Below are 11,970 nucleotides of genomic sequence, written 5' to 3' on the forward strand. Positions count from 1 at the left end.
ATACTGACTGACAGGAGACCGCCTCAGGTTTCGATCACGAGTCCATCCAGCGCGTCGAGGTCAACTGGTTTATCGTCCGTGAGTTTGAGCAGTGCCTGTGCGGTGAGCAGTGCCTCTTCGGCCGTCTCGACCGTGACTGTCGCTGGCCCGAATGCAGCGCGTTCGTACAGCGATGTGAGCAACTCGAGGTCGTCAGTTTGCGGGCCAGTATAGCGCTCGTAAAACTCCCAGTGAGTCAGCGACTGCGCCGTCTCGCCAGCCACTGTTGTATGGAGTTGCAGCCGAACCGCTGCATAGGCCAGTTCAACAGCCTCGTTCGTCCGTCCACTCGAGAGGCGGTCGTCGGCCTGCTCGAGCAGGTCATCACTTTTTGTTGACGACGTGGGTGCAGGTCCAGAGCCAGAATCGGGTTCGGCTGCCTCGACAGTGGATGAGAGTGTCGACTGCGCTAGCGATGTCTCACCGGAGTGGCCCTCATCAGTCGAGTGAGTCGCCGCGCCAGCGCTCGAGCCAAACTGGCTTTTCGACTTGCGTCCCACACCGAAGCGTGACCGGAAGCGACGGCGAACGCTCGAGCTACTGTACCAAATACCACTCCCGGCAGCACCGAGGACGGCAAGGGCACCGGCCAGTACGACCGCGAGTCTCGGCCACCCGTCGACACCCGCAACGAGCGTCGGTAACTGCCCATCGGTGACAGACGTCGTCACGGCAATTTCGTTCAGATTCGTGTTGGTGCCGTCGTAGCTGACGGTCACCTGCTGGTCGACAGCAACGGACCCTGGCGAGAGTGTCTCGGAAAACTGGCCGCCAGCATCGGTCCAGATCGTTCCAACAGGAGTGCCCTCGAGTGTGACCGCTACCGGCTGGCCCGGAACTGGCGTCCCCTCGAGCGTCGTTAGCGTCCCCGCAACTGCGAGGTCGCCGTCATCAGTTCGGACAGCCTCACTGTACAGTGCCGTCTCGCTCTCTCTGACGGTCAGGTCGTGTGTCGCACTCGCCGACGTAATCGCGCGGTCAGTGCCGTCGACCGTTGCAATCAGTTCGTGCTCGCCTGCTGGGACCGACGCTGGAAGCACGATATCGCCCTCGAGTGTCCCCGATTCGGTCTCGAGGGTGCCGAGTGTGGTGTCCCCGATTGTCAGTGTGACTGGTGCCCCATCGACCGAGCGGTTCTTGGCTGTCAGCGTTCCTGACAGCCCAATCCGCTCGCCATAGGCGACACCCGACTCGAGGTCGTCGTCTGGGAGTGACGAGGGCTGGTAGCCATGATCGGTGTCAGCATCGAGGGAGAGGGTGGCTGGCGCGGCGTCGACTGCGACCGGAACCGTCGTTTCCGTCTTCTGATGGGGGATTCCGGGCGCTGGCCGATACTGGACTGGAATCTCGTCGACAGTAGGAGACAGCGGGTCCGGCTGATACGAGACAGTGAACGTCCCGTCATCGACGGCTACCGACTGTGACTCACCGTTGATCTCGAGTGGAAGTGAGTCAATCTCGGTCCACGACTCGGCTGGTTCGGACGCAGTCTCGAGGGTTCCAGTTATCGTCACCGTCTCCGTCGGCCCGACCGAATCGGCATCCGCCGTAGCCGTAAGCGTTGTCGGAGCAAACTGTGCCTCCCGAATAGTCTCTTGGCGTTCCTGAATGGACTGGGGACGATCAGCAAGCGACTCGGCTAGTGCTGGCCCATCGACTGCCGCGAGAGCGTCGATCACCGACCGATGCTCTGCGAGTCGTTCGGTTGCCACATCAACGTCGGCAGCCAGGGTATCGAGTTCACGAGCATGCTCGAGGGCCCCAGCCTCGTTGCCATCGTCAATCGCCTGTTCGTATGCCGTTTCAGTGTCATCGTAGCTGTCGACTGCCTCGATCAGAGCTAGCTGCTCGACTCGAGTCTGTTCAAACGCGTCGACGACGTCTGCTGGCTCGAGGTCGTCTGACCGCGTCTCGAGTGGTGTCTCGGGTCCGCCAGCCTGGGCCTCAGAAAGTGGGTCCGCTTCGTCTAACTCGCCGGCAGCACCAGTTTCGGCGACGAGTGTCTCGTACTGGTCGACGCGCTCGACGTACGTCTCATCGAGCGGCACGCGTGCGTCATCGATGGTTCCAGCCGCAATCGCGGCCGAACTGCGCTGTAATCGGTCCTCAAGATCATCGATGAACCACGCTTGCAGGCTATCGTAGTCGCCATCGTCATCATACTCCGCGGGGTCGAGGTGGACGACAGGATCGCTGTCGTTCGCCGCTGGCACGGTCGAACTCGTGGCGATGCTCGAGCCAGCAGCGACGGCGAGGCCGACACAGCAGACGAGTGCAACGAGGACGCAAAGACGAGCCCAGTCGACGTTCACATACACTCATTCGTACCTAAAATCAAAAAGCTATTCAATTGAATCAGCTGTATGTGTACAGACAACGGAGGGGCCGACCGGTGGTCCCAACGGGAGCCAACAATGCATCTAGAGACACGACTGCGTACGTGTGGGGCGCTTGCCCTCGCCCTCGTCGGACTGGCAATACTGTTTGACTCGGTCGTCGTGTTACTCGGTGCAAGCGCACTCTGTGGCTGGCTCCTCGCTCGCTCCCTCGCGTTCGCTGCTGAACTCGAGCGGACCCTCGAGTCCCTCCATGTCGAGCAGGAACTCGAGCGAACGACCGTCCGCGCTGGCGCGACCGTACAGCACTCGGTCACCGCAACGCTTGCGACACCGAGTCGACTGCGGCTCACACTCGAAGCCACTGTGCCACCGACCGCGACGCTCGAGGGAGACGTACCAACGCTTGCGCTCACGCCAGGGATGTCCGCAGCACGCGTCTCACAGCCACTTTCGTGGCCAGTCGCCGGTCACTACGATTTCGATGGGGTGACGATCACGGCGACAGATGGTTTCTTTCGAAAAACGATTTCACTCGAACAGGACTGCTCAATCACTGTCGAGACGAGCCCAGCAGCGCCCACGCAAGCGAAGACGGCAGGAACGCAGTTTGCAGCCGCCAGCGACACTTCCCGCAGTCGACTGGGAACCCGTGGTCATCCAGCATACGCACGGGAGTACGTCCCCGGCGATTCACTCGAGCAAATCGACTGGAAAGCAACGGCACGGCTTGGGACGACCTACATCAGGGAGTTCGAGACAGCGACGAGCCAGCCCGAACACCTCATCGTCGACCACCGCGGAGCCGATGCGAACACGCGGACTGCCCTTCAGACAGCCGCGCTCTCAGTCGTCTCCCGTGCATCACGAAACCGCGATCCCATCGGAGTGCTCATTCTCGGCGACGATGGACTCACCGCTAGTCTCGACCCGACCGCAACCGACAACGGCTATCGAACCGTCCAGAATCGGCTGTACGAACTCGAGGCCGCTCCCGAGACACAGACAACAGCGAACACAGCCAACTGCCGACTCACCGCTGACCGGGCACGCGCTCATCTCGCGAATCTTGGTCCGCCACCGACGACCGACACGACAACTCGAGAAGATGACCCGTTCGTCTCGATGCTTCGTCCGTTCTACGACGAACAAGTCCGTGGCACCGACGGCAACTATCGGTCGGTCGAGTCACTCACCGAGGCACTGCGTCTCCGTCGAAGTGGACCAGTGACTGCTCAGCGAACGACGCTGCTCTCGGCTGGCACTCACCCTGCTGATCTCCACAGGGCAGTCTCGCTCGCGCGAACACATGGTGACGTCACAGTCGGCCTCGCGACGCCGTCGTCATCACCACAGCCTCGCCCCTCACAGATTCCTGCCGACGATAGACATGCCCCAGCCGAAACAGGATCTCCCGCTGGACTCGAGACCGATATTGCACACACCGACGCACTCGAGGATGCCCAGTTCCGGCGACAACTTGCACGACAGAACGGAATCACCGTCCGTTCCATCACGACCGCACACACGGAAGCGACGACAGAGGCAGAACACGAGACAATCACTCGAGGTGAGCACCGATGAATCCACTCATCGGCGCGACATCCGGTCCCTCCTTGAGAGGACCGGGACCGCTCATCGCCCTGTGTCTCATCGTCATCGGCCTTTGGGTGAGTGCCGGTCCAATCGGGCTTGGTGTAAGCATCGGAGTCATCCTCACTTGGCTCGCGTTAGGAACGCCGTATGCGGTCGCGGTTGGCTTCATCGGTCTCGCAGCCAGTGCACCAACCGAAACGGGAACGATGATCGAGACAGCCCACTGGCTCCCGATTTCGGGATACGCGCTATTGCTCGCCAGCGACAGCGGCCCAGCCCCATCGCGTCGGCACCGCTTCCTCGCACTTGCGAGTATCGCGTGCCTGGTTGCACTCGCTGGTCTCGTCTACACACTCCGGCCGGCCAGTCTGTGGCTCGCTGGATTGACGGTACTGATCTGTACAGTCGGACTCACACTGCTCTGTCACCGATACGAACGATACCGCCTCGAGCAAGCCCTCGAGAGCACAAACCACCAAGGCGAACACGGATCCGCGGTCGAACACGGTACCGACCCCACCGATGACGCCGAGACAGCTGCGCATTCATGACTCCCACGCACACCGATACTGAGACAGCCACCCACCGGGGCATCGAAGAGACGACCAAACACCGTGACGAGCCAGCCGAAACCGGCCGCGAAAACGGACACAACACAGCCGATTCAACAACACCCGATGGCCCCTCGAGAGCAACACTCAGTGCCCGCCTCGAGCAACTCGAGGCCGAAAATCACCACCTCCGTGCAGAATACGGCCGGGTTCGCCAGTCACGATATCGAAAGCGAGCGCTTGGACTCGCCGCCATTGGACTCTGTGCAATCGGCGGCGCAGTTGCCTTTCCAAACGTACAGGACGTGCTTCTCGCACTCGGTGGAACGGGGCTGATCGGGGCGGTTCTGACCTATTATCTCGCCCCAGAACAGTTCGTCGCCGCCGATATCGGCGAGCGAATCTACACTGCACTCGCGACCAACCAGGCGCGACTCACGGATGCACTCGGCCTGAGTGAGAACCGCCACTACGTCCCAACCAAGGGCAACCGTCCCGGGTGTCGACTGATCGTCCCTCGCTCCCAGCAGTACCACCCACCCGAAACTGTCGACGGCGACAGCGATCCAATCGTCACTGCCGCCGACCACCGGGGACTCCGCCTCGAGCCAAGCGGTCTCGGCCTCTTCGAGGAGTTCGATGACGCACTCACCACCGAACGCGCGAGGACTCCAGATGCGTTAGCAACGCAACTCACCAGCGCGCTGGTCGAGCAGTTCGAACTCGCTGCCCGCGCCGAACCCGCAGTCGGCCCCGAACAAGTGACGTTCGCGATCACCGACAGTACGTTCGGCGACTGCGACCGATTCGACCACCCTGTCGCCTCATTTCTCGCTGTCAGCCTCGCAATCGGTCTCGAGCGGCCGATCACACTCGAGGTTGCTGCCGCCGATAATCGCACAGACTGGTTGTTGACGTGTCGCTGGGAGCGTAACGATAAGACTGACGACAAGTAGGACTTTCATAGTCGGCCGGCCTGTTTTATCGGAGCGGAGACTGTCTGGGAATCGATTCGTCCACACCGACACCGACACTCCTTACTCGAGAGTAGAGTGCTCGATTGCAGTCGACTCCGAGCCGCTGCCCGCCGTCGTGGCGTCCCCGAGTGTGTCAGTTCCCGGTGGCTCGACTGACTCGAGTATATCCTCGATAACGGCCGTCCGGGTAACCCCAGCCAGGTCAGCATCGGGAGCCAAGACGAGCCGATGGGCGAGAATCGGAGTGACGAACCGCTTGACATCGTCCGGGATGACGTAGTCTCGACCGGTAATTGCCGCTGCAGCTTTGATTGAGGTCATAAACGCCAGTGTTGCCCGTGGGGACGCCCCATGAGTGACCTGTGGGTGCGTCCGCGTCGCCGCAACCAGATCGAGAACGTACGATTTGATCGCGGGGGCGACATGGCGCTCGTGAACGGACTGACGTGCAAGCAACAACTCGCCAGCCCCAACGACTGGATCGACTGACTCAGGGCCAAGATTTGGATTCGACTCGAACTGCTCGATCAATGTGCGTTCAGTGTCTCGATCCGGTAGGCCCATCTCGAGTTTGAACTGGAACCGATCACGCTGGGCTTCCGGGAGTTCGAACACACCATCCATCTCGAGTGGGTTTTGCGTCGCGACGACGAGAAACGGCGTCGGCAGCGAGTACGTCCGCCCTTCGATTGTCACTTGTTTCTCTTCCATCGCCTCGAGCAGGGCCGACTGGGCTTTCGGCGTTGCCCGGTTGATCTCGTCTGCGACGACAACGTTTGCAAAGATTGGTCCCTGCAACCGTTCGAACTCGCCGCGTCCCTCGCGGTAGATCGTCGTCCCGGTGATATCTGCAGGAAGGACGTCGGCTGTCAGTTGGATCCGGCTGTACTCGAGGCCGGTCGCCTGTGCGAGGAGGGTTGCAGCGGTCGTCTTTGCAACACCGGGGACGCCCTCGATGAGGACGTGTCCACCCGTCAACAGCGCAACGGTCAGTTGCTCGACGATATCGTCGTTCCCGACGAGAACGCGGCCGATTTCCGCTTGCAGCGTCTCGTAGAGTTTGGCTGGATCGTCAGTTCGGTTAGCAGACTGTTCGCCATCGATCATGTCGTTGTTTGTCATTGATGTCCACCTGAAGTGTCGTTCTGAGTCGTTCCACTGGCTCGCTCAGCAGTATCCTGAGAGCGTGGCCGCTGCATCCGAGTCGATGACCGTTCGAGACGGTGGCGTTCGGACTGCCCGTCGAAACGAGCAGACGCGAGTGCTTCGAGAACTCGAGTTCGAAGCGCCTGCCCCGTCCGCCGAACACCCTGGCTCGTCGATAGCCCCACCGTGAGGATTACGGCGATCCCGAGAGCGACCTGCAACAGTGGCGATGTTCGAACCGTAATAAGCGCACTCGCAACCGGTGGCAACGACTCACCGTGAGACACATCGAACACCACTCGGTCTGCATCCGCCGAAAGTGCCTGAATGAACGCGTTGGTATCCGTTCGGTCGACCATCGCATTGCTCACAAGACTCGGATCACTAACAGCAACAACCCGACCATCACCGACCGATTCGACCGTCGCAACCGGTTGTGAGTCAGGACCGCTAGCCGAGTCAGACTCGAGGCGGGCAAATGAACTCGTCTCGAACAAAACCCTTACGTCGCCCTCGTGTTGGCCGTCCCCATCAATATCGACGACACTCGCATGGTTGAGCGTTATCTGCTCGGCCTCACCAGTGAGAGTGTGGTCGGTCGCAGCCGTTGCAATCGGCATCATCGGGCCATCCGCATGCTGGTACTCATCACGCACCAGTTGGCCGTCGATACGTGCCGTCGCCCCGATATCCTCAAGCAGTGAGTCACCGTGTGCAGTACCACTCTCGAGGACAACGAGTGTCCCGCCGCGGTCGACGAACTGCCCGAGTGCGTCGCTACTCGCCTCATCGTACGGTCGCTCCGGCGCAGCGACGAGTGCAACGGTTTCCGTCGAATACTCGTCGTACGCACTCGGCTGGCGAACGAGTTCGAACGTAGTGTCCGAATCGGCTGCCACTGTCGTTCGCAGTTCACTCGTCCCATCCCAGTCGGTGTTGAACGGACCGAACACCGCTGTCGAGGTCGATGCACCGACGCCAATCGTTGCAACGACGGCGAGTGCCAGCCCAATCACGATAACTCGAGACCACTCGAGTTCGATTGTGAGGTCCAAACCGGCGTTCTCGGCGTCAGTACGCACATCCGTGGCAGATCCGTTGTGATCGCGGTCTGGTGGGCCGCTCATAGTCCAACCATCTCCGGTGGGAGAAGTGCAAGGAGCCAGCGGCCGATAACGACGGCAAACCCGACCAGCCCTGCAATAACCAGCCATGGCAATCGCTTTCGCCAACTCGGCTCAACCGCAAACGGTGCGGTTAGCTCGGTGATGATCAACAGTCCAATCAGCGAGCAGATGAACACCGACTCGAGCGAGAGCGCATCGAACACCACCAACACGAGGATCGACCCAAGCATCCAGACGAGTTGCCAGTGGACGAACTGCATCCGACGCTCAGTTGCCATCGTACGGCCACCTCACTCGACAGTCACGCTCTTTGCAAGATTCCGTGGCTTGTCGATTGATCGCTCGAGTTCGTGTGCCACCCAGTATGAGACCAGCTGTAACTGGACGTTGCCCAAAATCGGGGCCAGTGCCGGATGGGACGCTGGAATCTCGAGAACGTGATCCGCGTACTGTTCGACATCCGAACAGCCGTCGGTCACTGCAACGACTGGCGCACCGCGAGTCTGGACCTCTTTGACGTTGCCAAGCGTCTTCGTCGGTTTCGAGCCAGCCGTCACGAGCGCGAACACCGGCGTCTCCCCAGTCACGAGCGCCAGTGGCCCGTGTTTCAACTCACCGGCTGCAAAGCCCTCGGCGTGTTTGTACGTAATCTCTTTCATCTTCAACGCCCCCTCGAGGGCAACCGGGGCGTTGTGCCCGCGCCCAATGAAGAAATACGCACCTGCATCAGAAAACTCCGCAGCGATTTCTCGAGCCTGTGACTCATCGAGAACCGTCTGGAGCTTTCCAGGCAGATCCCTGAGTGCTGAGACTAACTGACTATCGTACTCACCAGTGAGCGCACTTGCGACCAGTACGAGTGCAATCTGCTGAGAGACGAACGTCTTCGTCGCTGCAACACCGATCTCCGGGCCCGCACGGACGTACATCACGTGATCGCACTCTCGAGCCGCCGAACTACCGACGACATTCGTCACGGCAAGCGTCGTCGATCCAGCGCTGTTTGCACTCCGAAGCGCCCCCATCGTATCCGCAGTTTCACCACTCTGTGTCACACCGATAACGAGCGTCTCCGAATCGACAGGCACTGCATCCGTGTCGTACTCACTCGCCAGAAACGCCGTCGCAGAAATCCCCCGTTGACGAAGCATTTGTGCCCCATACAACGCCGCATGATAGGATGTCCCACAGGCAACGAACTGGACCTGCTCTGGGACTGCAAGCGACTCGAGTGACTCGACCGAAATCGAGCGCTCGAGTTCCGCGACGCGCTCGCGAAGACACTGCCGAACAGCCGTTGGCTGCTCGTGAATCTCTTTGAGCATATAGTGGTCGTAGCCGCTTTTGCCCGCATCCTCCGCATCCCACTCGATTGTCTCAACCGACGTGTCGACGACCGTGCCATCGTTGTCGGTAACTGTGATTGTCTCCGGTGTGATCGTCGCGAACTCGCCATCATCGAGATAGATTACCCGATCCGTATACTCGATAAACGCCGGCACATCACTGGCCAGATAGTGGCCATCCTCACCAACGCCTAACACAAGCGGCGACTCGTGACGGGCCGCATACACCGTCTCGCTGCCCGCAAATACCGCTGCAATCGCATAACTCCCCTCGAGTTGGGCGATTGCGTGGCGAAATGCCGCCTCACAATCGAGTCCGTCCTCGAGCGCGTCGACGATCAGATTTGGGACAACCTCAGTATCAGTGTCGCTTTCAAACACGTACCCGCGTGTCTCGAGAGTATCACGGAGCGCACGATAATTTTCGATGATGCCGTTGTGAACCACCGCAACTCGCGTTTCACTATCCGTGTGTGGGTGTGCGTTTACATCGGATGGCGGTCCGTGTGTACTCCAGCGCGTATGACCAATCCCTGCGCTTCCATCGAGACTGTCCGACGTCAGTGCCTCCTCGAGTGCCGACAGATTCCCCTCACGTTTGCGAACGGCAATCGAAGGCTCTGCAACAGCGACGCCAGCCGAGTCATAGCCACGATACTCGAGGCCAGAAAGCCCATCCATGAGCACGTCGAGTACGTCCGCCTCACCACTGGTCCCTCCAACATAGCCGATAATGCCACACATCAGGATCGTACCTCCGTTTCTGCCTCAACAGTCCCACGGACGGTCGCCCCAGCCTGGACATGGACATCCGGACCAACAATCGTCCCCGGCGCATACGTCACATCACCCTCGTCTTGAGTTCGGTCAGCGATCAACGCCCCCAGTGAGACTGCTTCGAAGACCCGATCACCGACACGAACATCACCTGGCCCGCCAGTAACCGTCGTCCCGACACCGATTTCGGCGCCCTGTCCCGTCACGCACTCGACGAGGGTCGCATTCGTCCGGACACGTGTATCCGTATCCAATACACTGTGTGTCACGACTGCGTCTGCCTCAACTGTCACGTTCTCACCGAGACATGCATATGGCCCAACCACCGCGCCCGGACCGATCTCACAACAGGGTTCAATAACAACTGGCTCCCGGATAACCGCTGTTTCGTGAATTGACGCTTCGGGACCCACACCGTCGCCTCGAGACGCAGCCCTGGATACCCCAGACCCACCATCGGCGCTCGGCGTGTCATCAACCGATGCTCGACCAGTAGCAACGCCTCGGTCGAGTAACTTCGATCCAACACGCAACAGGTCCCAAGGATATGTTGCATCGACCCACAGTCCCTCAGACTCGACGGCCTGAACCGGTCTGTCCGCCGTGGCCCCAGCATCGATTATCCGCGAAATCGCATCGATCAACGAGTGCTCGCCAGCCTGCGGTTCCGTTGCAGAAATTGCATCGAATATCGCAGGCTCGAGTGCATAGACGCCCGCATTAAGCCGATACCCTCGTTCATCTCGTGGCTGTTCGACCAACTCAGCGACTGGCACTGTTGACTCAGCGTCAGCAGTGTCAGCTCTTGGATCAGACGCTTGCTCAAGCAAAACCCCACCATACTCACTCACATCGTGTCGGCGTAACACACCAAGCGTCGCTACTGCATCCGTCCGCCTATGTGCTGACTGGACTGCCTCGATACTACGCTGATCGACGAGTTGGTCCCCATTGATAACAAGTATCGGCCCAGAAACCGCATCTCGAGCACAGAGCAACGCATGTCCAGTCCCAAGTTGAGTCCGTTGTCTCACGTACGTCAACGGCACATTTCGATATGAGGGACCGAAATACGACTGGACGCGCTCACGCTGATAGCCAACGACAACCGTGATATCGGTACTGCCAGCATCGATAAGACGATCAAATACTCGAGCAAGAATCGGCTTTGTTGCCGCAGGAAGCATCGGTTTCGGTCGATTTCGAGTAAGCGGACGAAGGCGGCTTCCTTCACCTGCTGCGAGGACTACTGCAGAGAACGCACTCATGATATCTGCACCATATTTTTCTCAGTACTTAACTCTATATACAACTAAATATAGTGTGTAAGTTATACACTAGTTGATGAATCAAATTGGGGAGCAAACCCAGTGACAGAGACATCTTTGATAGAACACGGTGTCGCCTCCCACCGAACGAGTTTGACTTGAAAACCGCAAGTTTGGACACGAATGATGAACTGAATATGTTGTTCGAATGGCAGAGTCGCTGTGAGTACGACACTCTAACAGAGTAGACGCGATTCATGCGTGCTCTCAATCGATCCCATAAGCAGTGCACCGAACGGATCGAACAACTCGAGCCAGTTCAAAGCAAATAAACGCCAATTTCTCAGCAACATGCGAAAGACGTAGCGATGGAAATCATCGAAATGAACAGCGAGTCTGACAACGAGCCGATGGAGTCGATCCACCTGACAGTGGGTTGGTCTCAAAAAATTATATAAGACCTGTTGTCTCGAGTTGTAAGGAAATGTGTAAAAGCCAAGGGCCGGATTTGAACCGGCGGTGGGCGGCTCTGCAGGCCGCTGCGTTCGGCCGGACTCTGCCACCTTGGCGCGCAACTGTTTGTAATTACTGCGTTCGTTTAAGCGTAGCGGTCTGTCGGAATGACGTTTTGACCAAAATACAAAAAGCTCCACAGAGCACTGCCGTCGCTCTGTGAAGCAATATGAAAGTATGAATGGGGCGGCGAATCCGCGTTCCCAGAGGGTCGCCCACTCCAGTACTAACCGATACGCAGGCGAGCTTATCTTCCGTGTTCGGGATGGGTACGGGAGGCACCTCGCCGCTCTG

At 59.2% G+C, this 11,970-nt stretch carries 9 protein-coding genes, 1 tRNA gene and 1 rRNA gene; 3 read left to right on the forward strand and 8 right to left on the reverse strand.

Annotated elements, in window-relative coordinates; translation table 11 throughout:
* Nucleotides 1–23: 23 nt before the first annotated feature.
* A complete protein-coding gene (locus B2G88_RS12515) occupies nucleotides 24–2,351 on the reverse strand; it encodes a hypothetical protein (RefSeq protein ID WP_087714916.1) in 2,328 nt (775 codons plus the stop codon).
* A 102-nt stretch (nucleotides 2,352–2,453) separates the two neighbouring features.
* Here B2G88_RS12515 and B2G88_RS12520 point away from each other — a divergent pair, with 102 nt between their 5' ends.
* From B2G88_RS12520 to B2G88_RS12530, 3 genes are read left to right on the forward strand one after another with little or no spacing between them, the layout of a single operon-like run.
* Nucleotides 2,454–3,959, forward strand: a complete 1,506-nt coding sequence (locus B2G88_RS12520; RefSeq protein WP_054863504.1) for a DUF58 domain-containing protein — start codon at nucleotides 2,454–2,456, stop codon at nucleotides 3,957–3,959.
* The gene (locus B2G88_RS12525) at nucleotides 3,956–4,522 is read left to right on the forward strand and encodes a hypothetical protein (RefSeq protein ID WP_087714918.1); all 567 of its coding nucleotides are present in this window, start codon (nucleotides 3,956–3,958) and stop codon (nucleotides 4,520–4,522) included. Before B2G88_RS12520 ends, B2G88_RS12525 begins: the two co-directional genes overlap by 4 nt.
* Nucleotides 4,519–5,478, forward strand: coding sequence for a hypothetical protein (locus B2G88_RS12530; protein ID WP_087714919.1), 960 nt, complete (start codon nucleotides 4,519–4,521; stop codon nucleotides 5,476–5,478). Before B2G88_RS12525 ends, B2G88_RS12530 begins: the two co-directional genes overlap by 4 nt.
* An 81-nt stretch (nucleotides 5,479–5,559) precedes the next feature.
* Here the strand turns inward: B2G88_RS12530 and B2G88_RS12535 are convergent, their stop codons facing one another.
* The 7 genes from B2G88_RS12535 to rrf all read right to left on the reverse strand — a co-directional run.
* Nucleotides 5,560–6,621: an AAA family ATPase gene (locus B2G88_RS12535; RefSeq protein WP_087714920.1), complete on the reverse strand. Its 1,062-nt coding sequence runs from the start codon at nucleotides 6,619–6,621 to the stop codon at nucleotides 5,560–5,562.
* The gene (locus tag B2G88_RS12540; RefSeq protein ID WP_087714921.1) at nucleotides 6,618–7,772 is read right to left on the reverse strand and encodes a DUF4350 domain-containing protein; all 1,155 of its coding nucleotides are present in this window, start codon (nucleotides 7,770–7,772) and stop codon (nucleotides 6,618–6,620) included. Before B2G88_RS12540 ends, B2G88_RS12535 begins: the two co-directional genes overlap by 4 nt.
* Nucleotides 7,769–8,050, reverse strand: coding sequence for a hypothetical protein (locus B2G88_RS12545; RefSeq protein ID WP_176393232.1), 282 nt, complete (start codon nucleotides 8,048–8,050; stop codon nucleotides 7,769–7,771). The genes B2G88_RS12540 and B2G88_RS12545 overlap by 4 nt, the downstream gene beginning before the upstream one ends.
* Before the next feature lie 12 nt (nucleotides 8,051–8,062).
* Nucleotides 8,063–9,862 carry a glutamine--fructose-6-phosphate transaminase (isomerizing) gene (gene glmS / locus B2G88_RS12550; protein WP_087714923.1) on the reverse strand — a complete coding sequence of 600 codons (1,800 nt, stop codon included), beginning with the start codon at nucleotides 9,860–9,862 and terminating at the stop codon, nucleotides 8,063–8,065.
* Nucleotides 9,862–11,163, reverse strand: coding sequence for a sugar phosphate nucleotidyltransferase (locus B2G88_RS12555; RefSeq protein WP_087714924.1), 1,302 nt, complete (start codon nucleotides 11,161–11,163; stop codon nucleotides 9,862–9,864). Before B2G88_RS12555 ends, glmS begins: the two co-directional genes overlap by 1 nt.
* A gap of 493 nt (nucleotides 11,164–11,656) precedes the next feature.
* A tRNA-Cys gene (locus B2G88_RS12560) sits at nucleotides 11,657–11,732 on the reverse strand.
* 125 nt (nucleotides 11,733–11,857) lie between these two features.
* A 5S ribosomal RNA gene (gene rrf, locus B2G88_RS12565) occupies nucleotides 11,858–11,970 on the reverse strand; the annotation flags it as partial.

The sequence above is a fragment of the Natronolimnobius baerhuensis genome, from assembly GCF_002177135.1.
GTDB lineage: Archaea > Halobacteriota > Halobacteria > Halobacteriales > Natrialbaceae > Natronolimnobius > Natronolimnobius baerhuensis.

Bases quoted from the DNA above. Each gene is read 5' to 3' on its own strand.
- B2G88_RS12520 (WP_054863504.1), top strand. From the start codon at position 2,454: ATGCATCTAGAGACACGACTGCGTACGTGTGGGGCGCTTGCCCTCGCC.
- B2G88_RS12525 (WP_087714918.1), top strand. From the start codon at position 3,956: ATGAATCCACTCATCGGCGCGACATCCGGTCCCTCCTTGAGAGGACCG.
- B2G88_RS12530 (WP_087714919.1), top strand. From the start codon at position 4,519: ATGACTCCCACGCACACCGATACTGAGACAGCCACCCACCGGGGCATC.
- B2G88_RS12535 (WP_087714920.1), bottom strand. From the start codon at position 6,621: ATGACAAACAACGACATGATCGATGGCGAACAGTCTGCTAACCGAACT.
- B2G88_RS12540 (WP_087714921.1), bottom strand. From the start codon at position 7,772: ATGAGCGGCCCACCAGACCGCGATCACAACGGATCTGCCACGGATGTG.
- B2G88_RS12545 (WP_176393232.1), bottom strand. From the start codon at position 8,050: ATGGCAACTGAGCGTCGGATGCAGTTCGTCCACTGGCAACTCGTCTGG.
- glmS (WP_087714923.1), bottom strand. From the start codon at position 9,862: ATGTGTGGCATTATCGGCTATGTTGGAGGGACCAGTGGTGAGGCGGAC.
- B2G88_RS12555 (WP_087714924.1), bottom strand. From the start codon at position 11,163: ATGAGTGCGTTCTCTGCAGTAGTCCTCGCAGCAGGTGAAGGAAGCCGC.